We start from the raw sequence: 24,741 nt of genomic DNA, 5'->3' as shown, positions 1-24,741 counted from the left end.
TTGCTGCAGTGCAGCAACAACCCGACTTTATTGATTTGATTGGGCTAGGTCAACCAGGCATGCCGCCTGTGAAGGTCCCTCCGCCCTCCTCCTGGGTGCGAAGTCTTGCACAGCCGGGCGTTCGGACGGAGTGAAAAAATTGTCACAAAAGATGTAACAGAGGTTTCCCGAGGCCTTCAGACCGGCTCGGACACCGGTCCGCAGGCAAGCTTCGGCAGGCCTAGCGTCAGCCGCACATGCGTCCAGTCGAAGCACGGACCGGGGTCGGTCTTGCGCCCGGGAGCGATGTCCGAGTGGCCCGCGATCGCCTCGATGGGGTAGTTCGCACACAGCACGCGCAGCAGCGTGGCGAGGCAGGCGTACTGCGCCGACTCGAAGGCTTGCGTGTCGCAGCCTTCGAGCTCGATGCCGATCGAGAAGTCGTTGCAGCGCTCGCGTCCGTGCCAGCATGAACTGCCTGCGTGCCACGCGCGCGCGTCCGTGGGTACGAACTGTGTCAGGCTGCCGTCGCGACGGATGAAGAAATGCGCCGACACGCGCAGATGGCCGATCGCCGCGTAGTAGGGGTGCGCGGCGGGGTCGAGGGCGTTCGTGAACAGCTGTTCGACGCCCGGACCGCCGAACTCGTCGGGCGGCAGGCTGATCGCGTGCACGACGATCAACTTCACCTCGGTGTCGGCGGGACGCACATCGAAATTCGGCGACGGGCAGCGCCGCGCCCCTTCCAGCCAGCCGGCGTCAAGTCGCCCGAGGGCCGCGGCGACCGGCGCGCGGGGCGTGAGGTCCACCGTCGGCTTACGCATGGCGCTTGCCCGTGCGGGCGGGCTTGCCGGTCGGGGTCGGGCCGGAACGTACCGGCGATCGCCCCGCCTGGGGGCTGCGGCTGCCTGCCGGCGCCGGTTTGCCGCCGGGCGGACGGCCGCTCGCGGGCGACCTGGCCGGTCCGCGCGCAGAGGATGCGGCGGAACGCTCGTTGGCAGCGAGCGGTACGCCCGGCTGGTGGCGCGGCACGAGGCAGTTGGGGCTATTGCCGATGAGGTCCGCGCGCCCCATCTGCTGCAGCGCCTCGCGGATCAGCGGCCAGTTCTCCGGGTCGTGCCAGCGCAGCAGCGCCTTGTGCAGCTTGCGGACCTTGCCCGCGCGGGCGGTCTCGACGATCTCGGAGTCGGCCGACACCTTGCGCAGGGGGTTGCGGCGGCTGTGGTACATCGTCGTCGCCATCGCCATCGGCGTGGGCAGGAAAGTCTGCACCTGATCGGGCCTGAAACCCTGCTTCTTCAGCCACAGCGCGAGGTTCACCATGTCCTCGTCGGTCGTCCCGGGGTGCGCGGCGATGAAGTAAGGCACGAGGTGCTGCTTCTTGCCCGCCTCCTGCGAGTACTTCTCGAACATCGCGGCGAACTTCTCGTAGGTGCCGATGCCGGGCTTCATCATCTTCGACAGCGGCCCTTCCTCGGTATGCTCGGGGGCAATCTTGAGGAGCCCGCTGACGTGGTGCGTGACGAGTTCCTTCACGTACTCGGGCGAGCGCACCGCGAGGTCGTAGCGCAAGCCGGAGCCGATCGTCACGCGCTTGACGCCGGGAATCGCGCGCGCCTTGCGGTACAGCGAGATCAGCGGGGCGTGGTCGGTATCGAGGTTCTCGCAGATGCCGGGATAGACGCACGAGAGGCGTCGGCACGAGGTCTCGATCTTCTTGTCCTTGCACGCGAGGCGGTACATGTTCGCGGTGGGCCCGCCGAGGTCGGTGATGTGGCCCTTGAAGTCGGGCGTCCTGTCGCGGATCTCCTCGATCTCGTGCAGGATCGAGGCTTCCGAACGGCTCTGGATGATGCGCCCCTCGTGCTCGGTGATCGAGCAGAAGGTGCAGCCGCCGAAGCAGCCGCGCATGATGTTGATCGAGAACTTGATCATGTCCCAAGCCGGGATGCGTGCGTCGCCGTAGGCGGGATGCGGTCGGCGCGCGTAGGGCAGGCCGAAGACGAAGTCCATCTCGGGCGTGGTGAGCGGGATCGGCGGCGGGTTGAGCCACACGTCGCGCCGGCCCGGCCCTTCTCCATGCGCCTGCACCAGCGCGCGGGCGTTGCCGGGGTTGGATTCGAGATGGAAGATGCGCGAGGCGTGGGCGTACATCACCGGGTCGGCGCTGACGGTCTCGTAGGCCGGCAGGCGGACCACCATCTTGCCGCGGGCGGCGCGGCGCGCGGCGACGCGTTCCGCGGCGGGGACGATGCGCACCGCCTGGGCGCCGTCCGCGCTGGCCGGCGTGGACGCCTGCTGCGGCTCCATCGCATACGGGTCGGGATGGGGCTCGACGCGGCCGGGACGGTCGAGGGTCAGCGAGTCGATCTCGCCCCACTCCTCGCCCGGCAGCCAGCCCGGCTTGACCATGAAGGCGGTGCCGCGCAAGTCGCGGATCGCCTCGATCGGCTCGCCGGCATCGAGACGGCGCGCCAGCGCGACGAGCGCACGCTCGGCATTGCCGAAGATCAGGAGGTCCGCCTTGGAGTCGGGCAGCACCGAGCGGCGCACCTTGTCGGACCAGTAGTCGTAATGCGCGATGCGGCGTAGCGAAGCTTCGATGCTGCCGATGACGACGTTGGCGTCGGGAAAGGCTTCGCGCGCGCGTTGCGCGTAGACGGTCACCGCGCGATCGGGCCGTTTGCCGGCTTCGGCGCCGGGCGTGTAGGCGTCGTCGGAGCGGATCTTGCGGTCCGAGGTGTAGCGGTTGACCATCGAGTCCATGTTCCCGGCGGTGATGCCGAAGAACAGGCGCGGCCGGCCGAGGGCGCGGAAGGGCTCGGCGCTCTTCCAGTCCGGCTGACTGATGATGCCGACGCGAAAGCCCTGCGCCTCGAGCATCCGCCCGATCAGGGCCATGCCGAAGCTGGGGTGGTCGATGTAGGCGTCCCCGGTCACGAGGATCACGTCGCACGCGTCCCAGCCGAGCGCCTTCATCTCGGTGCGGGACATCGGCAGGAAAGGCGCGGGGCGTGCCGGCGGACGGGCGCCCGCGGCGATGTTGGGGGGAGAATCCGGATTCATTGTCGCGTGCATTGTACTCGGACGCCTGGGCGCCCCGTTCGGTTCAATCGGCGGGCGCGGGCTGTGCATCCGCGAGGCGGATCGCGTCGCGGCGCGCCTCGTCCAGCAGCCATTCGCGGAAGGCCGCGACCGTGGCCCGCGGGACGACCGCCTGCGGCGTCACGATGTAGTAGGCGAAGCGGCGCCGCAGGCTGATGCCGAAGGGCATGACGAGGCGGCCGGCGGCGACCTCCGCGGCGACCAGCGGCTTGGAGACCAGCGCGACCCCCAGCCCGTCGAGCGCGGCGGCGATGGCGAGGCCCGAGTCGCTGAAGTGCAGGCCGGCGTCGGCGCGCACCGAGGTGACGCCCGCGGCCTGCAGCCATTCGGCCCAGGTCGGCCGCTCGCGCGTGTCGGGCACCGTGTCGTCGTGGATCAGGCTGTGGCGCCGCAGGTCCGACGGCTGGCGCAGCGGGATCTTCGCGCGCAGCAGCGCCGGGCTGCACACCGCGGTGTATTCGGGTTCGAGCAGCATCTCGCTGCGATAGCCCGGATAGGCGCCCGTGCCGAAGCGGATCCACAACTGGCCACCCTCGACGCGCTGCGTGAGCGGCTCGATGCCCAGCCCTGCGGCGTCGCGGCCGTCGATCGCCTTGGTCGCGCTCGCCAGATGCAGCTCGATCTGCGGGTGCAGCTCGGCGAAGCGCTGTAGCCGAGGAACGAGCCAGCGCGACGCGAAGGACGGCGGTGCGACGACCGACAGCCGGCTCAGCGGCCGCATCGCGCGGACCGTCTCGACCGACTCGGCGATCGCGCTCATCGCTTCGCGCAGTTTGGGCAGCATCGCCTCGCCTTCCGGCGTGAGTTCGAGCGCACGTATCAGGCGCCGGAACAGGGGCACGCCCAGATCCTGCTCGAGGCCGCGGATCTGGTGGCTGATCGCGGTCGGCGTGACCGAGAGTTCCTCGGCGGCAAGCTTGAAGCTCAGGTGCCGCGCAGCGACCTCGAAGGCGCGCAGGGCGTTGAGCGGGGGAAGACGGGCGGTCATGCGCGGACGGCCATACGGGGACGGTGATACGGATGAGATTTTCTAAGTCATCACATGATGAACGATCGTTTGTTGCGACGCAACAACCTCCGTACAGTCGCGTCCATGCCCTCACGACGGGCTGCACTGTCAAGGAGCCGCACAATGGACAACGACTATCTCTTCTATCAAGGCCGGATCCGCGAAGCGCAGCGTCTGCGCAACGAAGCCCTGGGTCAGATCCTGGCCGACGGCTGGCACGGCGCAAAACGCCTCGTTGCCCGTATCGCACGCGCCGTGGTCGACCATCTGCTCGGCCCAAGCTACTCCCAACCCCGCTGAGCCAATGCGCCCCATGAGGGCGCCGGTCAATCGCCCGCCCTGCGCCGCCGCCGACGCAGGGCGACGATGCCGTACACGAGCACGTTGACCGCCAGCACCAGCAGTCCGAGCACGAGCTGGACCTGCGGCGTGAGCCCCGCCGGGTAGATCAGCGGGATCAGGTAGTGCTCGATGAAACCGCCGCGGTAATCCACGCCCCCCGCCGCGAGGCGCAGCGCATTCTCGAGCGGGGTCAGCGGACAGGTCCAGCCGATCAGTTCGATCGCCGCCCCGTACGCCGCGACGGGCAGATGCACCCACTTTGCGCGCGGCCAACGCAGTGTCAGCAGCCCGCCGAATACCACGAAGGCGATGAAGAGCGCGTGCACCAGCACGACGAGATCGGCCGCCATCAACGCAAACACATTCTTCTCCTCAAGATCCGCTTGCCGCCGGCCGGAACACGCGCACGCCCAGCAGCACGCCCACGACCAGCAGCACAATGCCTGCCGCCTCGCCGAGACCCGGCCAACGCCCGTACCACAGGAAAGCATAGAGCAGCGCCGCCAGGGTTTCGAACACGATGAGCTGGCCCGCGAACGCCGGGGGCAGCAGATGGCTCGCGCGGTTCCACAGCAGCGTACCGAGCCACGATGCGGCCAGACCCACGAGCAGCATCAGGCCGACGAAGGTCCCGGGGCGCGGCCCCAGCGGCCAGTCGAACGCGTCCGCCGGCGCGGCGACACCCTGCCACAGCGCGAAGCCGGCTGCGGCGATGAGCGCGAGCGGCAGCGTCGCGAGCCCCTGTGCGGTCGCCCACGGCCGCGCAAGGCCCGGCCCGCGCGCGCGCAGCCAGCGCCCGTTGCGGATCGGATACCAGGTCCACGACGCAACCGCGACGGCGGCCAGCAGCAGACCCAGCGCGTAGCGCAGTCCGCCTTGGGCACCCTCGCCTCCCTGCCCGGCCGCGTCAGCCGCATGAGTGGAGGGATCGAGCTGCACGACCACGAGGCCGGCAAGGATCACCACGAGCGGCAGCGCGAGGCGCCGCCACGCGACGACATCGGCGGCATTGCCGGCACGGCGTTCGGTAATGTTCGCGCAGATCGCGATCACGACCGGCAGCGTGCCGATCATCAGCGTCGGCACCGGTGCGCCGGCGAGCTGGATCGCGCTGGCGAGCGTCGTGTAATAGACGAGGTTGCCGATCAGTGCGAGCTTGCCGGCCTCGATCCAGTCGGCACGCGTGAGCTTTGCCAGTGCCGCGCGGTCCATCCAGGCGAGGCCGAGGGCGAGGACGCCGAAGGCGATGTAGCGGCCGAACGCGAGCACGATGCCGGGGTAGTCCCCGAGCATCAGCGGCACGACGAACACGAGCCCCCACAACAGCCCCGCGCCGAGCGCCGCGAGCAGACCAGCCAGCATGGATTCCTTCCCCGGATCGAAGGCGCGCAGTGTGCCACGCAACGCCGTCGCGGGGGTGCGGGGAAACCCTGAGCACGCGCGAATCGGCGTTGGCAGCTGCTATGCTGCCCAAGACATGAACCGGGCTCATCGCAGGGCTGAAAATCCCTCGCCGCGCGACGCCGCGGAGCTTGTTAACATCGCTCCACCTCGTTCCACCAACATTCCGAACAAGAACCGGAGACCTCCCTCATGACCGAATCGCCCACCCGCGGGCCGCGCGTCGGACTGTTCGCCACCTGTCTGATGAACGTGTTCCGTCCGAACGTCGGCTTCTCGGCGGTGAAACTCCTCGAAGATGCCGGCTGTACCGTCGAGGTGCCCGCGAACCAGACCTGCTGCGGCCAGCCCGGCTACAACAGCGGCGATTACGACGCCGCGCGCGCGCTCGCCCGCCAGGTGATCGAAACCTTCGAGCACTACGACTACATCGTCGGTCCGTCCGGCTCGTGCATGGCGACGATCCGCCACGACTATCCGGTGCTGTTCCAGGACGACCCCGTGTGGCTGCCGCGCGCGCAAGCGCTGTCGGAGAAGGCTTGGGAGCTGCTGTCCTTCCTCACCGACGTGCTCGGTGCGACCGCATCCGATTCCCACTACGACGGCACCGTGACCTACCACGACTCCTGTTCCGGCCTGCGCGGCTTGGGCATCAAGGGCCAACCGCGCACCCTGCTGGGCGAGGTCGACGGCCTCAAGCTCAAGGAGATGGAAGACAGCGAGGTGTGCTGCGGCTTCGGCGGCACCTTCTGCGTGAAGTACCCGGAGATCTCCGAGAAGATGGTCGAAGACAAGGTGCGCAACATTCTCGCCACAGGCGCCGACACCGTCATCGGCGGCGACCTCGGCTGCCTGATGAACATCGCCGGGCGGCTGAAGCGCATCAACGCGCCGGTGAAGGTCTTCCACACCGCCGAAGTCTTGGCCGGCCTCGCCGACGGGCCGGGGCTCGCCGGGGCCGCGAAGGAGTCCGACTGATGGAAATCCGTTCGAAGGAATTCAAGGAGCGCGCGGTCTTCGCGATCCACGACGCGAGCCTGCAGCAGGCGCTGGGCAAGGCGCGCGGCGGCTTCGTCGGCAAGCGCGTCCAGCAGGTCGCCGAACTCCCCGAGTTCGAACAACTGCGCGAGGAAGCCAAGAACACCAAGAACCACATCCTCGACAACCTCGATCACTACCTCGAGCGCTACGAAGCGGCGGTGACGGCCGCCGGCGGCCACGTGCATTGGGCCCGTGACGCCGAGGAGGCGCGCAAGATCATCCTCGACATCTGCAAGCGCGTCGACGCGAAGACCGTCACCAAGGGCAAGTCGATGGTGTCGGAGGAGATCGGCCTCAACGAGGCGCTGATCGAGCACGGCATGGAAGTCGTCGAGACCGATCTCGGCGAATACATCATCCAGCTCGCGCACGAGCCCCCCTCGCACATCATCGCGCCGGCCGTGCACAAGACCAAGGACCAGGTTTCCGACCTCTTCGAGGCCGCACACGGCGGGCCGCGCAAGACCGAAGTCGCCGACCTCGTCAATGAGGCGCGCAGGGTGCTGCGCGACAAGTACTTCCGCGCTGACGTCGGCATCACCGGCGGCAATTTCCTCGTCGCCGAGACCGGCTCGTCGATCATCGTCACGAACGAGGGCAACGGCGACCTGACGCAGACGCTCGCGAAGGTGCATATCGTCACCTCCGGCATCGAGCGCGTCGTGCCGACGCTCGACGACGCGACGCTGTTCCTGCGCCTCTTGGCGCGCAGCGCGACCGGCCAGGAGACCGAGACCTACACGACGATCTCGACCGGCCCGCGCCGCGCCGACGACCTCGACGGCCCCGAGGAATACCACGTGGTGCTGGTCGACAACGGCCGCTCGAAGATGCTCGGCGGGCGCTTCAAGGACATGCTGCGCTGCATCCGCTGCGGTGCATGCATGAACCACTGCCCCGTGTATGGTGCGGTCGGCGGCCACGCCTACGGCTGGGTCTATCCCGGCCCGATGGGCTCGGTGCTGACGCCGCTGATCAAGGGGCTGGACAACGCCTACGACCTGCCCAACGCGTGCACGCTGAACGGGCGCTGCGCGTCGGTGTGCCCGGTGAAGATCCCGCTGCCGGATCTGCTGCGCGAGCTGCGCCACATGCAGCATCAGCAGGACATCACGCCGGTGATGCAGAGGCGCGCGCTGAAGGTGTGGCGCTACGTCGCGACGCGGCCGAAGCTGTATCACGCGCTCGAACAGGTCGGTGCGCGCTTCCTGTCGGCGATCGCGAAGAACGGCAGCATCCGCCGCCTGCCGCTCGCGAGCGGCTGGACCGACGTGCGCGACCTGCCGGCCCCGGCGGGACGCACCTTCCTTGAATTGTGGCAAGGCAAGCGAGGCCAGAAATGACTGCAGCAGCGAACGCCCGCGAGGCGATCCTCAATTCCGTCCGCTCCGCGCTGCGGCGCGGGCCGCTCGACGACACGCGGCGCGCCGAACTCGACGCACGCCGCCCGCAGCACACCCGCCCGGCGCAGGACGAGGAGCTCGTCGCGCGCTTCATCCGTAAGTTCGAGAGCCGCGCCGGCACCACCGCACGCGTCGCGAGCCGCGCCGACGTGCCGGCCGCGGTCGAAGCCTATCGCATCGAAAAGGGCCTGCCCGCGCGTGCGGCGGTCGGTGCCGCGCTGAAGGATCTCGCCTGGCCGGCCGGTCTGGCGGTGCATCACGACCCGGCCGGCATCAGCGAGACGATGGCGGTGTCGCAGGCGCTCGCCGGCATCGCCGAGCCCGGCAGCCTGATGATGGCGTCCGGCCCGGCGAGCCCGATCACGCACAACTTCGTGCCCGACGACCACGTCGTCGTGCTCGACGCGGGCGCGATCGTCGGCCACTTCGAGGAGGCGTGGGAAGTGCTGCGCGCGCGCCCCGAAGGCATGCCGCGCGCGACCAACATCATCTCCGGCCCGTCGCGCACGGCCGACGTCGAGCAGACCATCCAGCTCGGCGCGCACGGCCCGCGGCGCGTGCATGTAATCATCGTCGGCTGAGGCCGGCGGCTTGGTCCGGGGCCGGCTGCATGCCCCCGGACTAAGCCGTGTGATGCATATCCGCTTACAACTCGGCGACAACTTCTCCGGTCGATCTCGCGTTTAATGCGCATGGGGACAACGGTACGCGTTGCGTGACGGTGTCCGGTCAGTCAGGAGAAGAACCATGAAATCGAAAGCCCTCAAACTGCTTGCCGCGATGATCGCCGGGGGTGCCCTGATCGCTGCCACGCCCGCCCATGCCGACCGCGACCACTGGCGCGACGACGGCTATCGCGAGTGGCGCGGCGATGGTCACCGTCACGGCCACTACAAGAAATACCGCGACCGCGAACGCGTTGTGATCCGCGAACGGTTCATCGAGCGTCGGCCCGTGGTGCGCGAATACCGCTACTACGAGCGCCCGATCGGCTACTACGCCCCGGCGCCGGTCTATGCCCCGGTCTACGAGCCGCGCTACTATCCGCGCAACCCCGCGATCACGATCGGCGTCGACATCCCGCCGCTGGTCATTCCGTTGCGTTAATGCAACACCCCTAGCCGGGTCCGCGCAGGGCCCGGCTGTTTGCCGCGAACGCCTCGGCCGCCGCGATGAACTCGAAGAAATCCGCCTCGAAACCGGCGTAGTCGACGAGCAGTTCGGCGCCGCTGCCGGTCAGCGGATTGGCGCGGCGCAGGCGCATCGCCATGCGGTCGAGCGCCATCGCGATGACGTCCGCCGAGCGGTAACTCCCCAGCCAGTCCGATTCGCGCATGCGCGGCAGGATCGCCGCCAGACGCGGCGGCAGCAGCGTGCCGTGCGCGTCCATCAACGCGTACATCGTCGCGCTGAAGCGTTCGAGCGGCTCGTCGTGGAAATGCTCCCAGTGCAGCGCGAGGAAGTGGTCGTAGAACATGTCGACCATCACCCCGGCGACGCGCCGTCGCTCGGGCGACACGCGCGCGCGGCTGCGCTGGAAGGCCGGATGGGTTTCGGCGAAGACGTCGATCTGGCGGTGCAGGCGAACGCCCTCGGCAATGTCCGGCGGCAAGCCGGCCGGCAGCACCCCTTTCACGAAGTCGCCCATCAGGCCGCCGAGGCGGTCCGGAGGGGATTCGCCGGCGAGCCAGGCGTGCGCGAGGAAGTTCATGTCCGGTCTGACTAGGCGAACGTGGCCGCGAGCCAGTCGATGAATGCCTGCACCACCGCACGCTTGCTCTGCGCCGGCGTCGTCACCGCGTAGTACGTGAAGGGCGCCGGCGCGGACACGCCGAAGAGCGGCACCAGCCGCCCCGTCTCGACCCACGCCGCCGACAGGCGCCGCGTGCACACCGCCGCGCCCAGGCCGGCCGCCGCGATCTCCATCAGCATGCCGAGGTCGTTGAACACGGCGCCGCGCTCGGGCTCACCCCAGTCGAGGCCGGCCGCGAGGAAACACGGCCGCCACGGCAGCAGCGGCGAGCGCAGCAATTCCAGTCCGGCGAGATCTGCCATGCCGGCCGGCGCATGCGCGGCGACCCACGATGGCGCGGCGAGCGGCACCATCGTGTCGTCGAAGAGCTTGCGCACGACGCGCTCCGGGTAGTCGCCCCTGCCCCAGCGCACCTCGACGTCCGCGGCCTCGGCGGTGACGTCCTGCAGCGGGATCGACAGGTGCGCCTCCACCTCCACCTCGGGATGCGCGCGCAGGTATTCGGGCAGACGCGCCATCAGCAGCTGGCGCGCGAAGGTCGGCGGCAGCGATACGCGCAGGCGCTCGCGTTCGGGCCGCAGCACCGCGCCGGCCTGTGCGAGCTCGTCGAAAGCCGCGCGCACGCTGTCGAGGTACAGCCGCCCGGCTGTGGTCGGCCGCACCCCGCCCGACGCACGCTCGAACAGGGCCGTGCCGAGCTGGGTTTCGAGCTGCCGGATGCGGTGGCTGACGGCGCTCGGCGTCACGCACAGCTCTTCGGCCGCCTGCGCGAAACCGCCCAGGCGCGCGGCCGCCTCGAAGGCCGCCAGCGCGTGCATCGGCGGCACGTGGCGCAGCGGCGCGCTCAAGCCCGACTCCGCAAGCGGGCGATCTCCACGACTTCGCGGTGGCGCGGACAGGCGACGACATGGTCGTTGGTCATGCCCGCCGCCTGCATCAGAGCGTAGCAGATCGTGCTGCCGACGAATTTGAAGCCGCGCGCCTTCAACGCCTTGCTCATCGCGTCGGACTGCGGCGTCATCGCGGGGATCTCGCCGAGCGCGGAGAACGCGTTCTGCACCGGCTCGCCGTCGACGAAGCTCCACAGCCAGGCGACGGGATCCGTCCCCGCATCCCGCAGGTCGAGCCAGGCGCGCGCATTAAGGATCGCCGCGTCGATCTTCGCGCGATTGCGGATGATGCCGGCGTCGGCGAGCAGTTCCGCCTTCTTCGCGTCGTCGTAGCGCACGATGCGCTCGGGGTCGAAGCCGTCGAACACCGCACGGTAGCGCTCGCGCTTCCGCAGCACGGTGATCCACGACAGCCCCGCCTGCGCCCCTTCGAGAACGAGGAATTCGAACAGCGTGCGCGCGTCGTCGGTCGGCACGCCCCATTCGGTGTCGTGGTAATGGATGTACAGCGGATCGGTGCCCGCCCAGGCGCAGCGCTCGGTCATGCGGTTCCTCCGGCGGGCGCGCTTCGCGCGGCCCGATGATCGGCAAAGTTTAACCCGTTCGCTCCTCTCGCCACGAACGTCGGGAATTCCGCACCCTGCCCCCTGACGCCGACGAATTTCCCCTCAGGTCCCCTCCGGACCCGTAGGGCGGGAGGAGCCGAAGGCGTATCCCGCCAGCCCAGGCTCGGTACTGGCGGGATACGCCGCGTGGCGGGATGCGCTGCGCTCCTCCCGCCCTACGGGAGCGCGGGCGCCGCCGCCCGTGGTCAGGCGAAGAGACCCGCCACGGCCATCGGGTTCGACGGAAAGTAAAAGTGCACGTAGGACGCCGTGAGCCGCCCCTGGCGGTAGATCGCCTCGCCCTCGCGCCCGTCCGGCGTCTGCGCACGCACGAGGGGCGCGAGCGGGGTGTCGCTCTTCGAATAATGGAAGGTGTGGCCGGTTAGCCGCCCTTCCGGAGTTTCGACCAGCTGCATCCCGAGCGCCGCGAGCCGCTGCTGCATCACCGCCCGCCCCGGCAGCAGGCCGGCGAAGGCATGCTCCTGCCCGGCCTTGTCGACGACCGTCTCGAACAGGCTCATCATCCCGCCACACTCGGCGAGCAGCGGCTTGCCCGCCGCCGCGTGCGCCCGCAGTGCGGCGAAGAAATGCGGGTTCGCCGCGAGCGCCTCGCCGTGCAGCTCGGGATAGCCGCCGGGCAGCCACACGGCGTCGCAGTCGGGCAGCGCGTCGCCGGCGAGCGGCGAAAAGAATTCGAGCCGCGCGCCGAGCCCGTTCAAAGTGTCGAGGTTTGCGGGGTAGATGAAGCCGTAGGCCGCATCGCGCGCGATCGCGATCGTGCGCCCGACCAGCAACGGCGGCAGTTGCGACGGCAGCGCTGCGGGGAACGCCACCGGCTCCGGCAGATCGGCCGCGCCGGTCGCTGCGATGCCGTCGGCGAAGCGGTCCAGCCGCGTTTCCAGGTCGGCGATCTCGGCCGCCTGCAGCAGGCCCAGGTGACGCTCCGGCAGCCCCGCCTGCGCATCGCGCGACAAGGCACCGTACCAGCGCATGTCCGCGGGCAAGGCCGCGCGCAGCATCTCCGCATGGCGCGCGCTGCCGACGTGGTTCGCGAGCACGCCGGAGAAGGGCAGGCCCGGCTGGTAATGCGCGAGCCCGTAGGCCACCGCGCCGAAGGTCTGCGCCATTGCGCGCGCGTCGATCACCGCCATCACGGGCAAGCCGAAGCGCCGCGCGATGTCGGCGCCGGAGGGCGTGCCGTCGTAGAGGCCCATCACGCCTTCGACGAGGATCAGGTCGGCCTCGCGCGCGGCATCGTACAGGCGCCACGCCGCGTCGGCCTCGCCGCACATGCCCAGGTCGAGGTTGTACACCGGAGCGCCGCTCGCAACTGCATGGATCTGCGGGTCGAGAAAGTCGGGCCCGCACTTGAACACGCGCACGCGCCGCCCCTGCCGCGCGTGCAGGCGCGCGAGCGCGGCGGTCACCGTGGTCTTGCCCTGGCCCGAAGCGGGTGCAGCGACGAACAGCGCGGGACAACGTGCGACCGCGCTCATGAGTCGCCCTCGCTGCGATGCGTCGTGGAGCAGCCTGCATGCGGCGCATGTGCGAACGGCGCGCTGTCCGGCGCGAACCACGCGAGCCTCGGATACAGGCCGACGACATCGCCGACGATGGTCAGTGCCGGCGGGCGGATGCCTTCGTCCGCGACTACCTGCGGCAGGTTCGCGAGCGTACCGACGGCGACGCGCTGCGCCTGCGTCGTGCCGCGTTCGACGACGCCGGCCGGGGTTTCCGCAGGCAGGCCGTGCGCGACGAGTTCGCGGCAGATATCGGGCAGGCGCGAGATGCCCATGTAGATGACCAGCGTCTGCCCGCGCCGCGCGAGCATCGGCCAATCGAGATCGAGCGCGCCATCCTTGAGGAAGCCGGTCGTGAACACCACCGACCGCGCATGGTCGCGGTGCGTGAGCGGGATGCCGGCGTAGGCAGCGATGCCCGCCGCGGCGGTGACGCCGGGCACGACCTCGACGGTGATGCCGGCCGCGACGAGCACTTCCATCTCCTCGCCGCCGCGCCCGAAGATGAAGGGGTCTCCCCCCTTCAGGCGCACGACGCGCTTGCCCGCCTGCGCGAGGCGCACCAGCAGCTGGTTGATGTCGTCCTGCGGCAGCGTGTGGTCGGCGGCCTTCTTGCCGACGTAATGGCGTTCGGCCGACGCCGGCGCGAGATCCACGATCGCCGGGCTGACGAGGTTGTCGTAGACGATCGCGTCCGCGCCCGCGACGAGGCGCGCGCCGCGCAGCGTTAGCAGCTCGGGGTCGCCGGGGCCGGCGCCGACGAGGTAGACATGGCCCGGCGCGGGGCCGGGGCGGGGATTCGGGAGGTCGGGAAGGGACATGGGGATTTCTCGTCGTTATCAGCCCAGCAAACACTTAGGTGATGCAGGTTGAGCGCAGCACGGTCGCTCCCTCCCCTTCAAGGGGGAGGGTTGGGGTGGGGATGGGTTATGCGCACGTTGCCGAAACCCATCCCCCTCCTAACCTCCCCCCTTGAAGGGGGAGGGACACGGTCCCCGTGCAGACTTCAAATTTCCTTGCCGGGCTAATTTTCGCACCAGCGCCGGGATCGTTCGTATCCGCGGCTCAGTACTCCAGACCCGGCATCGCCTTCACACCCGCAGCGAAGGCATGCTTGACGAGACCCATGTCGGTCACCGTGTCGGCGACCTCGATCAGTTCGGGCGGGGCCGCGCGGCCGGTCACGATCACGTGCTGCGGCGCGGGTCGCGCAAGCAGGTCGGCGACCACCGTTTCCACTTCAAGGTAACGGTACTTCAGCGCGATGTTCAACTCGTCGAGCACCACCAGCCCGATCGCGGGATCGCGCAACAGCGCCCGCGCCTGCTCCCACGCCGCCTGCGCGCTCGCCACGTCGCGCGCGCGGTCCTGCGTGTCCCAGGTGAAGCCTTCGCCCATCACATGCCACACGACGTCGGGCTGGCGGCGGAAGAAGGCTTCCTCGCCGGTGTCCGAGCGCCCTTTGATGAACTGCATGACGCCCACCTTCATGCCGTGGCCGAGCGCACGCGCGACGACGCCGAAGGCGGCGCTCGATTTGCCCTTGCCGTTGCCGGTATTGACCAGCAGCACGCCGCGCTCGTTCTGCGCCGCGGCGATCTTTTCGTCCACGACCGCTTTCTTGCGCTGCATGCGCTCGGCGTGTCGGGCGTTCCTGTCCGTATCGGGGGTATCCATGTCTTTTTTCTAGTCGGGAATGAAAAGGGTGCGCCCGTCGACGTCGAGCCGGCGGATCGGGTGCTCGAAGGCGCGGCTGAGGTGATCCGCCTGCAGGACTTCCTCGCGCGTACCGGCCAGCACGCCGCCCTTGCCGTCGAGCAGGATCACGTGGTCGGCGAAGCGGGCCGCCAGGTTGATGTCGTGCAGCACCATCACGACGCCACGCCCCGCGTGCTTGAGGCGTGCGAAGAGCTCCAGCACGGCGACCTGATAGTGCAGGTCGAGGTGATTCGTCGGTTCATCGAGCAGGAAGAGCCGCGGGGCCTGCGTCAGCAGCGTCGCGATCGACACGCGCTGGCGCTCGCCGCCGGACAGGCTGAGGATGTCCCGTCCCGCGAGTTCCGCCAGCCCCACTTCGGCCAGCGCCGCCTGCGCGATGGCGATATCGGCTGCAGTCTCCCAGCCCCATCGGCCGAGATGCGGATGACGGCCGATCAGCGTGGTCTGAAGCACCGAGGCCGAGAAATGGTCCGGCTGCTGCTGCGCGAGGAGCCCGCGGAAGCGCGCCGCGGCGAGGCTGTCCCAGTCCGCGTAGGGGCGGCCGCCAAGGCGCACGCTGCCCGCCGTCGGCGCGCGCAGGCCGGCCAGCGTGTGCAGCAGCGTGGTCTTGCCGGCGCCGTTGGGCCCGAGCAGCACGAGGCATTCGCCCGCCGCCAGCCGCAGGCTGAATTCGCAGCACAGCCAGCGCGCCCCGACCTGCAACGCAATGCCGTCGGCTTCCAGCAGGACAAGGGAAGAATCAGTCGAAGCCATCACGCCCTCCGTGAGTTGCGAGCACGGGGCACACCATCTCAGCGCGGATTCCGCGACAGCAGGAAGAGGAACACCGGCACGCCGATCAGCGCGGTCAGCACGCCGACCGGCAGCTGCACGGGCGCCATCACGGTGCGCGCAGCGGTGTCGGCGACGGTCAGCAGCGTGCCGCCGGCCAGCAACGCCGCCGGCAGCAGCAGGCGCTGGTCGTTGCCGATGGCGAAGCGCACGACGTGCGGCACGATCAGGCCGACGAAGCCGACGGAGCCGACCAGCGTCACCGCCGCCGCGGTCAACAGCGAGGCGAGCACGCACAGCAGGTAGCGCAGCCGCTGCACGCGCACGCCCAGGGCCGTCGCCGTCGCCTCGCCGCGCGCGAGCACGTTGAGGTCGCGCGCGAACGGCAGCACCACGACGAGCCCCGCGACGAGCACCGCCAGTGCCGGCCAAGGCCGGCTCGCGCCGCTCGCGTCACCCATCAGCCAGAACAGCATCGACTGCAGGCGCGTGTCCGTCGCCAGCGACAGCATCAGCGTCACCGCCGCGCCGCAGCCGGCCGCGACGATGACGCCGGTGAGCAGCAGGCGGGTCTGCGTCCACGAACCGTCGCCATGCGCCAGTCCGAACACCACCAGCATGGCCGCCAGTGCGCCGCCGAAGGCCGCGCCATCGACGACCCAGGACGCCGCGCCGACCAGCATCGCCGCCAGCGCCCCGACCGCCGCCCCGCCCGAGACGCCCAGCACGTAGGGATCGGCGAGCGGATTGCGCAGCAGCACTTGCATCAGCGCGCCGGCCAGCGCCAGCAGCCCGCCGCACACGAACACCGCCACCGCACGCGGCAGGCGCAGTTCGCGCACGACGTCGGCGCCCATGCCCTCGGCGCCGCGGAAGAGCGCATCGAAGACCTCGCCGAGGCCGATCGGCAGGTCGCCGGCGGCAAGCGCCCACGCCAGCGCGCACGCGCCCGCAAGCACCAGCCCTGCAATCACAAAGCCCGACGATGTGCGTCCTGGCATGAGTCTCCCGTCATCCGGTCGGGACGGCCGGCGGCGCGTCCCTTACTTCGGCGCGTAACGCACGCCCACGAAGACGTTTGCGCCCGGCGTGTTGTAATCCTTGATCAGCTCGTACTTCTTGTCGAACAGATTATTGACGCGTCCTTCGAGCGACCACGCGCGATCGATCGCATAGCGTGCGAACAGATTCACGATGCCGTAGCCGCCGAGGCGCTCGCGTTCGCCGTTGCTGCTGTAGCGGGCACCGCTGGCGACCAGTTCGCCACCGGCGAGCAGCTGCCCCATCGAGCGGCTCAGACGGAAGGTCGCCGTGCGGTCTGCGCGGCGCTGCAGATGGTCGCCGGAGTCCTCGTCGCGCGCCTTCAGGAAATCGATGTTCGCCGAAGCGTTCCACGCCCCGACATCGGCACGCCCGCTCAGGCTGACGCCCTCGAGCTTCGCCGAGGCCACGTTCGAAGGCATCAGCAGCGACACACCGGGTGACGGGAACGTCGACTGCCAGTCGATAAGGTTGCGCACCTTGTTGTTGAAGTAGGTCACCGACGCCGCGGCATGCGCACCTTCCCAATGCAGCGCGAGTTCGCGGCTACGCCCCTCTTCCGGCTTGACGTCCCGGTTGCCGCGGGTGATGAAGCTCATGTCGAAGCCGCAGATCGCCGTCGTGCAGACGAAGACGTCCTCGGGCCAGTAGAGGTCGTTGAAGGTCGGCGCGGCGAACGAAGTGCCATAGGACGCATGCACGCGCCACTGGTCGTTCAGTTGGTAGCCGTAGGCGAGCGAGCCCGTCGTCTTGTCCTCGAAGCGCGAATTGTCGTCATGGCGCAGGTTGGCCTGCAGGCGGTTGCGCCCGAAGCTGCCCTGCCACCCGGCAAGCACCGAGCCGACCGAACGCTTGTCGACCGCGATCGGCTGGCCGGTATCGACGTGCTGTTCGAGATACTCGTAGCCGAGCATCACGCGGCCGATGGGCAGGCGGAAGGTGTTCTGCCACACCGTCTGGTCCTGCACGGTGGTGAAGTGCGCCTCGGGCGAGAACTCGGAAAAACGGTCGCGACCGTCGTCGATCGAACGGCCGAAAGTCAGCGACGAGTCCCAGATGTCGGTGATGCGGTTCAGGCTGTACAGCCTGAGCGTCGAAGCGACGCTGTCGCTGCGGACGTTCGCGGGCAGCGGCGAGAACTGGTTGTCGTACCAGGCGCGCTGGTCGCTGTGCAGTACCGACATTCCGACTTCGTGGCCCGCAGCGGGACGGAAGGCCAGGCTGCCGGCAAAATTCGTGTTGCGGTGGCCATCCTTGTCCGGATCCGCGACGGCCTTGCGGCGTGCGCTGTAGCCTTCGGACTCCGCATAACCGCCAGAGAGATTGTAGGACCAGCGCTGGTCGCCGCCCGAAACGCCGGCGGTGGCCTCGCTGCGCCCATAGCTGCCTGCGCCGACGAAGGCATCGACGCGTGGTCCGCCCGCCTCGCCGCGACGCGTGAAGACCTGGATCACGCCGCCGACCGCGTCGCTGCCGTACAGCGCGCTCGCCGGGCCGCGCAGGATCTCGATCCTGTCGATCTGGGACAGCGGGATGTTCTGCGGAATCGGCTCGCCAAGGGTCGCCGAGCCCGTGCGCACGCCGTCGATGAGGATCAGCGTGTGGCTCGCCGCCCCGCCGCGCAGATAGATGCCCGTGGTGGTGCCCGGACCGCCTGCCTGCGAGAACTGCACGCTCGCCTGCGCGGCAAGGAACTCGGCCAGCGTCGACTGGCCGGCGAGCTCGATGTCCTCGCGTTCGATGACAGTCAGATCGCTGAGCAACTCGTTGATCGGGGTCGGCATGCGCGTCGCGGTCACGACGACGGTGTCACCGGTCTTTTCTTCGGCGGCCAGTGCACCGGAGGCAAACGGCAATGCGGCGGCCACCGCGACGGCGGTAGCGGACAAGCGGATATTCATCTGGGGTTATCTCCCTGCGCCAGCGATCGCGTCCCCGCGCCACTGGTCATCTTCACAATGGAAGCGCCGCCCGGGGAAATACGCGTTGAGCCGCTGCGATGCACGCCCGTCGCCGCCTCCCCGCGGCACTTCCGCCTTCTCGTGTCCAGGCCGGTATCCGGGCTCATGGGCTGGTCGGCACTCCGTGGCGGAGTCCGTACCGGGCGCATCGCCTTCCCGGACTCTCGTCCAGTGGCGGTTGGATGCGCTTTGCGTCCACTTACCGTTGCGGGGGCAGCACAGGCATTGCGGAGGGCGGCTTCGGGAGCCGTTCGCGCACCTGTTTCCCGTTTAACCCTCGGGCGGGAATCGCCGTCGGGCACCTGCTACACGTCGCACCCGAAACCGGGCGCGGGGCGGATAATAGCGCTTTCCGCAATTTTGCGCAGCGCAAAAAAACGCGTAATTCCAAAGACATGCCCGCACACTTCATCCTCGGCGGCGCGCGCTCCGGCAAGAGCAGCCACGCCGAATCCCTCGCCGTCGCCAGCGGCCTGCCCGTCACCGTGATCGCCACCGCGGAAGCCCTCGACGACGAGATGAAGGCCCGCATCCGTCGCCATCAGGACGACCGCCCGAGCGGCTGGCGCACCGTCGAAACGCCGGTCGCGCTCGCCGCGACGCTCGCGCGCGAAGCCACCGAAGGACGCTGCGTGATCGTCGACTGCCTGACGCTGTGGCTGTCCAACCTGATGGCCGACGCCTGCAACCTGGCCGAGCCTGCCGTGGCCGGACTGCCGCCGGCGCTCCACGCGGAGCGCGCGGCACTGCTGAAAACCCTGCCGACGCTGCGCGGCGAGGTCCTGCTCGTCGCCAACGAGGTCGGCCTGGGCCTCGTCCCCGACACTGCGCTCGGACGCCTCTTCCGCGACGAAGCGGGTCGCCTCAACCAGATGGTGGCTGCCGCCTGCGAGCGCGTCACCTTCGTCGCCGCAGGCCTGCCCCTCGCACTCAAGGGCGGCGCCTGAGCGCAAACCGCAACAACGCGACACGCCGCTGCCCATGACGGGTCGGATTTTTTGTACGCAGGCAGCGATTGCCTCCTAGAATTGCAGTTCCGCGACAAAATTTTTTCGGCAGGGCAGTAATGAACCTTGTGGCGCAAGCAGCTGACGCGAGACATGAACGCCGCAAGGCATTCGATGCCGCACGCCTGTGCCCCGCCCTGACAATCTCGCTGACGCTTCCGCTCTCGGCCTATGCGCAGGCAGGAACGCCGGCCGGAACGGGTGACATCCTCGCAAACCTGATCGCCACCGTCTTCTACGTCGGCTTCACGGCAGCCCTGCTGCTCAACAGCCTGCTGCAGTTTCTCGCCAACCGCGATCGCAATTACCTCATTTACGCGGGATTCGCGTTCGGCGCGGGCCTCAGCCTGCTGGCGGTCGGACTGCTCCACGGCTTTGCGCCCGACGGGGCCGACGGCGGCTGGACCACGACCGCCGAACCGATCGGCCTTGCTCTCGCCGGACTGTGCGCCGCCCTGTTCAACCGCGAATACCTGCGCACCGCCACGCGGTCGCCGCGAATCGACCTTGCGCTCAAGGTCTTTGCGGCACTGTTCGGCCTCGCGCTGGCCGGCGCCTTCGTGCTGCCGGGCGCTTACCCGGGCACGCTGATCGCCGGCATCAGCCCGGCCTTCGCCCTGCTGGCGACCGCATGCGCCGTTCACGGCCGCCAGCAGAAACTGCCGGGCGCGACGCTTCTCATCGCCGGCTGGACCGCGATGCTCATCGGCGCGCTCCTGTTCCTCGCCACCCATACGGCGCTGCTGCGTCCGGAGGGGCTCCCGATCCACGCGATCCAGCTCGCATGGGCGTTCGGCGTGCTGACGATGTCGCTCGCACTCGCCGAACGCACCGGCTCGAACTGGCGCGAACGCGCCGCCCGGCACGCGGACGACATCGCCAGCCTGGAGCACTCGATCGAGTCCCTGCAGGCATCCGAACAGTTCCTCACCCAGGGCATGGCGCAGCGCAGCCAGGAGATCGAATCCCTCACCCATCGCCTGCAGGAAAGCGAGCAGCGCTTCCAGGAGATGGCGCATCACGATCCGCTCACCGGCCTGGCGAACCAGCTGCTGCTCACCGACCGCATCGACCAGGGCATCATCCGCGCCAAGCGCCACAACACCCGCATCGGCGTCGTGATGCTCGACCTCGACGAATTCAGCTCGATCAACGACAGCTACGGACAGGACGTCGGCGACGAGATCCTCAAAGCCGTCGCGCAGCGGCTGCGCACCATCGTGCGCGAACAGGACACGGTCGCACGCCCCGAGAACGACCAGTTCGTGATCGTGCTCGAGGAAGTGTTCGACATGGACGACCTGCAGCGCGTCGCGAACGCCGTCACCGCGGTTGCCGGCGAGGCGATCCAGGTCGACGGCCAGACTTTCATGCTCGACGTCTCGATGGGCAGCGCAATTTCGGGCAACGAAGGCTCCAATGCGGTCAGCCTGCTCAAGCAGGCGAGCAAGCTCATGCGCCGCGCCAAGGAAGGCAAGCGCCTCAACCGCCAGCACGGCAGCGCCCGCAGCATCGCCCAGGCGTGAGGCTCGCGGCGCGGGCCGCGTGCTACCGCGGCACAGGCTGCGTGCTACCGCGGCACAGGCTGCGTGCTAAGATCGCAGCCCTTTCAGGGCACATGCATACTGCAATCATGACATTCCAGATCTGCGCGCCCGACCGCGCGCTCGCGGCCGACCTCCAGCACCGCATCGACAACAAGACCAAGCCGCAGGGCGCCCTCGGCCGCCTGGAGCCGCTGGCGCTGCAGCTCGGCCTGATCCAGCAGACGCTCAGCCCCGAGCTCCGCCAGCCCCACATGATGGTCTTCGCCGGCGACCACGGCGCGGCACGCGCGGGCATTTCCGCCTTCCCACAGGACGTCACCTGGCAGATGGTCGAGAATTTCCTCGCCGGCGGCGCAGCGATCAACGTCTTCAGCCGTCAGTTGGGCCTGGGGCTCACCGTCATCGACTGCGGCGTGAATCACGAATTCGGCCAACGCCCGGGGCTCGTCAATGCGAAGCTCGGGCCGGGCACCGCGAACTATCTGGAAGAACCGGCGATGCGCGCCGAGCAGACCGACGCGGCGCTCGCCCGCGGACGCGAGCTCGCGCACGCGCTGGCCGCGAACGGCTGCAACGTGGTCGGCTTCGGCGAGATGGGCATCGGCAACACCGCGGCGGCCTCGCTGCTGACGCACTGCCTCGTCGGCGAGGGGAGCAACGGGGGGCGGCGCCGATCTCTTCACCGTGACGGGACGCGGCACCGGCCTCGACGACGCCGGCCTCGTGCGCAAGCGCGAACTGCTCGGCCAGGCGCTCGCCCGCGGCGGCCGCCCGACCGATCCGCGCGCGGCGCTCGCCGAGTACGGCGGCTTCGAGATCGCCGTGATGGCCGGCGCCATGCTCGGTGCGGCCGAAAAGCGCATGACGCTGCTGATCGACGGCTTCATCGTCACCTCCGCGCTGCTCGTCGCCCACGCGATCGCCCCCGAGATCCTCGACTATTGCGTGTTCGCCCACCGCTCGAAGGAACCCGGCCACACCGCACAGCTGAAGCACTTCGGCGTCGAGCCGCTGATGGAACTGGACCTGCGCCTGGGCGAAGGCACCGGCGCCGCGCTCGCCTTCCCGCTCGTGCAGGCGGCGGCGAACTTTCTCAACGAGATGGCGAGCTTCGATTCGGCCAGCGTCAGCGAGAAAGGCAACTGAGGGGCCGCTAAGCGGCGCCCGCACGATGCGCTACCAGCTCGAACTCTTCTTCACCGCGCTCGGCTTCTTCACGCGCCTGCCGGTGCCCGCGTGGGTGCCGTGGTCGCCCGAGCGCCTGAACCACGCCGCGCGCTACTTCCCGCTCGTCGGCTGGGTGGTCGGCGCGATCGGCGCGGCGAGCTGGCTCGCGCTCGCGCAGATCCTGCCGCCGAGCGTCGCCGTGCTGCTGTCGATGGCGGTGACGATACGCGCGACCGGCGCCTTCCACGAGGACGGCTGGGCCGACGCCTGCGACGGTCTGGGCGGCGGCTGGGACAAGTCCCAGGTGCTGACAATCATGAAGGACTCGCGCATCGGTAGCTACGGCACGGTGGGCCTCGTGCTGATGCTGCTGGCGAAGGCGGCCGCACTGATCGAACTGGCCAGTGCGGGCGACGCCGCGGTCGCCATCGCGCTGCTCGTCGCCCATCCCCTGTCGCGGCTCGCCTCGACCAGCCTGATCCACACCCTCGAATACGTGCGCGAGGACGAAACGGCGAAGGCGAAGCCGCTCGCGCGCCGGCTCACCGGCACCGAACTCACGATTGCATCCGCTTTCGGCATCCTGCCGCTCGCGCTGCTGCAACCCGGCGAAGCCGCCGCGGCACTGATCGCCGTCGCTGCGGTGACCCTGTGGGCCGGCCGCTACCTCTTGCGCCGCCTCGGCGGCTACACCGGCGACTGCCTCGGTGCCGTGCAGCAGGCGACCGAACTGGCGATCTACCTGGGCATCCTCGCGACGTGGAACTTCACCTGATCCGCCACCCGCGGCCGGACGTGCCGCCGGGCGTGTGCTACGGGCAGTCGGATGTGGGAATCGCAGAGTCGGCCAGCACCGTCGCCGCGCGCCTGCGTCCGATCCTGCCCGAACGCTTCGTACTGCACGCGAGCCCGCTGGCGCGCGCACGCCTGCTCGCAGTCGAACTCGGCGCGCCCACTATCGACGATCGCCTCAAGGAGATGAACTTCGGCGAATGGGAGCTGCGCCCGTACGCCGAACTCGGCCCGGCGATCGACACCTGGGCCACCGACCCGATGGGCTTTCGCGCCCCCGGCGGCGAATCGGCGCACGACATGAGCGCGCGCGTGCTGCAGTGGCTCGACGCCCTCCTCGCCACCCCGCCCGCCGACCCGGTCGTGGTGGTCGCCCACGGCGGCCCGCTGCGCGCGATCGCCGGCCACCTGCTGGGGCTTCCTGCCGAACGCTGGCTCGGCCTCGATTTCGCCTGTGGCCACACTACGCGCCTCGACGTCGAGGAATGGGGCGTCGTGCTGAAGTGGTTCAATCGCTGACGGTAACGCCTTTCGTAGGGCGGGAGGAGCCGAAGGCGTATCCCGCCACGCGGCGTCCGAACAGGCGCCAGCGCTCGGAATGGCGGGATGCGCTGCGCTCCTCCCGCCCTACGGGCCGCGGCGATTCCGACGCCAACTCGTCGCGAATCCACCCGTTCGTGGGATAATTGCAGACTTTTCAACGCGCTGCCCCCCTCCCCGTCCATGCTGCCTCCCCTGCCCGATTTCTCTGCCGGTCGCGTGCTCGTCGTCGGCGACGTGATGCTCGACCGCTACTGGCACGGCTCGACAACCCGCATCTCGCCCGAGGCGCCGGTGCCGATCGTGAAAGTCGAGGGGGACGAGTACCGCGCCGGCGGCGCCGGCAACGTCGCGCTCAACGCCGCCTCGCTGGGCGCCGGCGCCGAGCTCGTGGGCCTCGTGGGCCGCGACGAAGCCGCGCGCCTGCTGCGCGATCGGCTCGAATCGGGTGGCGTCGCGTGCCGCCTGCTCGAAGCGCCGCAGCACCCGACGATCACCAAACTGCGCATCATCAGCCGCCACCAGCAGCTCATCCGGCTCGACTTCGAGGACAGCTTCGCCGTGCTGGAAAGCGCCGGCATCGAGCAGGCCTTCGAGGACGCGGTCGGCGCGAGCGGCGCAGTGGTGCTGTCGGACTACGGCAAGGGCACGCTCGCGCAGGTCGGCAGCCTGATCCGCGTCGCGCGCGAACACAAGGTGCCGGTCGTCGTCGATCCCAAGGGCACGGACTTCGGCCGCTATTGCGGCGCGACCGTGATCACCCCGAACCTTTCCGAATTCGAAGCGGTCGTAGGGCACTGTGTCGACGACGCCACGCTGCGCCAGCGCGGCGAGGCGCTGCGTGACGCGCTCGACCTCGAGGCGCTGCTCGTCACGCGCTCCGAACGCGGCATGACGCTGCTGCAGAAGGGACACCCCCCGCTCGACCTGCCCACCCGTGCGCGCGACGTGTTCGACGTCACCGGCGCCGGCGACACCGTCGTCGCGGTGCTCGGCGCGGGACTCGCGTGCGGCCTGTCGCTGCCCGACGCGACGGCGCTCGCGAACGTCGCGGCCGGCGTCGTCGTCGGTAAGCTCGGCACCGCGACCGTCAGCCGCGAGGAACTCGGCGAGGCCCTCGCCAGCACGCACTGATCAAGGAGTACCGC

The 24,741-nt window shown here is 69.4% G+C and carries 24 protein-coding genes, 1 pseudogene and 1 riboswitch; of the genes and pseudogenes, 11 read left to right on the top strand and 14 right to left on the bottom strand.

Annotation, left to right across the window (positions count from 1 at the left end; translation table 11 throughout):
• Nucleotides 1-176: 176 nt before the first annotated feature.
• From ampD to gcvA, 3 genes are read right to left on the bottom strand one after another with little or no spacing between them, the layout of a single operon-like run.
• On the bottom strand, nt 177-803 hold the full coding sequence (gene ampD, locus AzCIB_RS02635) for a 1,6-anhydro-N-acetylmuramyl-L-alanine amidase AmpD (RefSeq protein ID WP_083446853.1): 627 nt from the start codon (nt 801-803) through the stop codon (nt 177-179).
• Nucleotides 796-3,045, bottom strand: a complete 2,250-nt coding sequence (locus AzCIB_RS02630; RefSeq protein WP_083446852.1) for a YgiQ family radical SAM protein — start codon at nt 3,043-3,045, stop codon at nt 796-798. Before AzCIB_RS02630 ends, ampD begins: the two co-directional genes overlap by 8 nt.
• A 43-nt stretch (nt 3,046-3,088) precedes the next feature.
• Nucleotides 3,089-4,072, bottom strand: coding sequence for a transcriptional regulator GcvA (gene gcvA, locus AzCIB_RS02625; RefSeq protein WP_050414469.1), 984 nt, complete (start codon nt 4,070-4,072; stop codon nt 3,089-3,091).
• Between the two features lie 144 nt (nt 4,073-4,216).
• On the opposite strand from gcvA, the gene AzCIB_RS24385 reads away from it, so the two are divergent.
• The gene (locus AzCIB_RS24385; RefSeq protein ID WP_170879134.1) at nt 4,217-4,393 is read left to right on the top strand and encodes a hypothetical protein; all 177 of its coding nucleotides are present in this window, start codon (nt 4,217-4,219) and stop codon (nt 4,391-4,393) included.
• A 26-nt stretch (nt 4,394-4,419) separates the two neighbouring features.
• On the opposite strand, the gene AzCIB_RS02620 is transcribed toward AzCIB_RS24385, so the two are convergent.
• Both AzCIB_RS02620 and AzCIB_RS02615 read right to left on the bottom strand, forming a co-directional pair.
• Nucleotides 4,420-4,797 (bottom strand): DUF2784 domain-containing protein, encoded by a 378-nt coding sequence (locus AzCIB_RS02620; RefSeq protein WP_157058409.1) that lies wholly within the window; start codon nt 4,795-4,797, stop codon nt 4,420-4,422.
• 10 nt (nt 4,798-4,807) lie between these two features.
• Nucleotides 4,808-5,797 (bottom strand): EamA family transporter, encoded by a 990-nt coding sequence (locus tag AzCIB_RS02615; RefSeq protein WP_050418171.1) that lies wholly within the window; start codon nt 5,795-5,797, stop codon nt 4,808-4,810.
• 231 nt (nt 5,798-6,028) lie between these two features.
• Between AzCIB_RS02615 and AzCIB_RS02610 the strand changes: the two genes are divergently transcribed.
• From AzCIB_RS02610 to AzCIB_RS02595, 4 genes are all read left to right on the top strand, one after another.
• The gene (locus AzCIB_RS02610; protein ID WP_050414467.1) at nt 6,029-6,814 is read left to right on the top strand and encodes a (Fe-S)-binding protein; all 786 of its coding nucleotides are present in this window, start codon (nt 6,029-6,031) and stop codon (nt 6,812-6,814) included.
• Nucleotides 6,814-8,220 (top strand): LutB/LldF family L-lactate oxidation iron-sulfur protein, encoded by a 1,407-nt coding sequence (locus AzCIB_RS02605; RefSeq protein WP_050414466.1) that lies wholly within the window; start codon nt 6,814-6,816, stop codon nt 8,218-8,220. Before AzCIB_RS02610 ends, AzCIB_RS02605 begins: the two co-directional genes overlap by 1 nt.
• Nucleotides 8,217-8,861: a LutC/YkgG family protein gene (locus AzCIB_RS02600; RefSeq protein ID WP_050414465.1), complete on the top strand. Its 645-nt coding sequence runs from the start codon at nt 8,217-8,219 to the stop codon at nt 8,859-8,861. The genes AzCIB_RS02605 and AzCIB_RS02600 overlap by 4 nt, the downstream gene beginning before the upstream one ends.
• A 166-nt stretch (nt 8,862-9,027) precedes the next feature.
• Nucleotides 9,028-9,387: a hypothetical protein gene (locus AzCIB_RS02595; protein ID WP_050414464.1), complete on the top strand. Its 360-nt coding sequence runs from the start codon at nt 9,028-9,030 to the stop codon at nt 9,385-9,387.
• 10 nt (nt 9,388-9,397) lie between these two features.
• Here the strand turns inward: AzCIB_RS02595 and AzCIB_RS02590 are convergent, their stop codons facing one another.
• From AzCIB_RS02590 to AzCIB_RS02550, 9 genes are all read right to left on the bottom strand, one after another.
• Entirely contained in the window at nt 9,398-9,991 is a 594-nt protein-coding gene (locus AzCIB_RS02590) for an acyl carrier protein phosphodiesterase (RefSeq protein ID WP_050414463.1), read from the bottom strand.
• A gap of 11 nt (nt 9,992-10,002) precedes the next feature.
• Entirely contained in the window at nt 10,003-10,881 is an 879-nt protein-coding gene (locus tag AzCIB_RS02585) for a LysR substrate-binding domain-containing protein (RefSeq protein WP_232299339.1), read from the bottom strand.
• Nucleotides 10,878-11,468 carry a DNA-3-methyladenine glycosylase I gene (locus tag AzCIB_RS02580; protein WP_050414462.1) on the bottom strand — a complete coding sequence of 197 codons (591 nt, stop codon included), beginning with the start codon at nt 11,466-11,468 and terminating at the stop codon, nt 10,878-10,880. Before AzCIB_RS02580 ends, AzCIB_RS02585 begins: the two co-directional genes overlap by 4 nt.
• Nucleotides 11,469-11,734: 266 nt before the next feature.
• The gene (locus AzCIB_RS02575; RefSeq protein WP_050414461.1) at nt 11,735-13,024 is read right to left on the bottom strand and encodes a cobyrinic acid a,c-diamide synthase CobB; all 1,290 of its coding nucleotides are present in this window, start codon (nt 13,022-13,024) and stop codon (nt 11,735-11,737) included.
• Nucleotides 13,021-13,869, bottom strand: a complete 849-nt coding sequence (gene cobA, locus AzCIB_RS02570) for a uroporphyrinogen-III C-methyltransferase (RefSeq protein ID WP_050414460.1) — start codon at nt 13,867-13,869, stop codon at nt 13,021-13,023. The genes AzCIB_RS02575 and cobA overlap by 4 nt, the downstream gene beginning before the upstream one ends.
• A 244-nt stretch (nt 13,870-14,113) precedes the next feature.
• Nucleotides 14,114-14,725, bottom strand: coding sequence for a cob(I)yrinic acid a,c-diamide adenosyltransferase (cobO, locus tag AzCIB_RS02565; RefSeq protein WP_050414459.1), 612 nt, complete (start codon nt 14,723-14,725; stop codon nt 14,114-14,116).
• Nucleotides 14,726-14,734: 9 nt separating this feature from the next.
• The gene (locus tag AzCIB_RS02560; protein ID WP_050414458.1) at nt 14,735-15,520 is read right to left on the bottom strand and encodes an ABC transporter ATP-binding protein; all 786 of its coding nucleotides are present in this window, start codon (nt 15,518-15,520) and stop codon (nt 14,735-14,737) included.
• 38 nt (nt 15,521-15,558) lie between these two features.
• The gene (locus AzCIB_RS02555; protein WP_050414457.1) at nt 15,559-16,539 is read right to left on the bottom strand and encodes a FecCD family ABC transporter permease; all 981 of its coding nucleotides are present in this window, start codon (nt 16,537-16,539) and stop codon (nt 15,559-15,561) included.
• Between the two features lie 42 nt (nt 16,540-16,581).
• Nucleotides 16,582-18,480: a TonB-dependent receptor domain-containing protein gene (locus AzCIB_RS02550; RefSeq protein WP_050414456.1), complete on the bottom strand. Its 1,899-nt coding sequence runs from the start codon at nt 18,478-18,480 to the stop codon at nt 16,582-16,584.
• 146 nt (nt 18,481-18,626) lie between these two features.
• Nucleotides 18,627-18,845: riboswitch (cobalamin riboswitch) on the bottom strand.
• A 90-nt stretch (nt 18,846-18,935) separates the two neighbouring features.
• Between AzCIB_RS02550 and cobU the strand changes: the two genes are divergently transcribed.
• The 6 genes and pseudogenes from cobU to rfaE1 all read left to right on the top strand — a co-directional run bounded on the left by cobU (nt 18,936) and on the right by rfaE1 (nt 24,727).
• Nucleotides 18,936-19,487 carry a bifunctional adenosylcobinamide kinase/adenosylcobinamide-phosphate guanylyltransferase gene (gene cobU / locus AzCIB_RS02545; protein WP_050414455.1) on the top strand — a complete coding sequence of 184 codons (552 nt, stop codon included), beginning with the start codon at nt 18,936-18,938 and terminating at the stop codon, nt 19,485-19,487.
• A 119-nt stretch (nt 19,488-19,606) separates the two neighbouring features.
• Nucleotides 19,607-21,073 carry a diguanylate cyclase gene (locus tag AzCIB_RS02540; RefSeq protein WP_050414454.1) on the top strand — a complete coding sequence of 489 codons (1,467 nt, stop codon included), beginning with the start codon at nt 19,607-19,609 and terminating at the stop codon, nt 21,071-21,073.
• A 107-nt stretch (nt 21,074-21,180) separates the two neighbouring features.
• Nucleotides 21,181-22,240 (top strand): annotated as a pseudogene (cobT, locus tag AzCIB_RS02535) (nicotinate-nucleotide--dimethylbenzimidazole phosphoribosyltransferase).
• A gap of 25 nt (nt 22,241-22,265) precedes the next feature.
• Nucleotides 22,266-23,036 (top strand): adenosylcobinamide-GDP ribazoletransferase, encoded by a 771-nt coding sequence (locus tag AzCIB_RS02530; protein WP_050414453.1) that lies wholly within the window; start codon nt 22,266-22,268, stop codon nt 23,034-23,036.
• The gene (gene cobC / locus AzCIB_RS02525) at nt 23,021-23,572 is read left to right on the top strand and encodes an alpha-ribazole phosphatase family protein (RefSeq protein ID WP_050414452.1); all 552 of its coding nucleotides are present in this window, start codon (nt 23,021-23,023) and stop codon (nt 23,570-23,572) included. The genes AzCIB_RS02530 and cobC overlap by 16 nt, the downstream gene beginning before the upstream one ends.
• Before the next feature lie 204 nt (nt 23,573-23,776).
• A complete protein-coding gene (rfaE1, locus tag AzCIB_RS02520) occupies nt 23,777-24,727 on the top strand; it encodes a D-glycero-beta-D-manno-heptose-7-phosphate kinase (protein WP_050414451.1) in 951 nt (316 codons plus the stop codon).
• Nucleotides 24,728-24,741: the final 14 nt, after the last annotated feature.

The sequence above is a fragment of the Azoarcus sp. CIB genome (assembly GCF_001190925.1).
In the GTDB taxonomy this organism is placed as follows: domain Bacteria; phylum Pseudomonadota; class Gammaproteobacteria; order Burkholderiales; family Rhodocyclaceae; genus Aromatoleum.
This window is presented reverse-complemented; position numbering and strand designations above follow the sequence as displayed.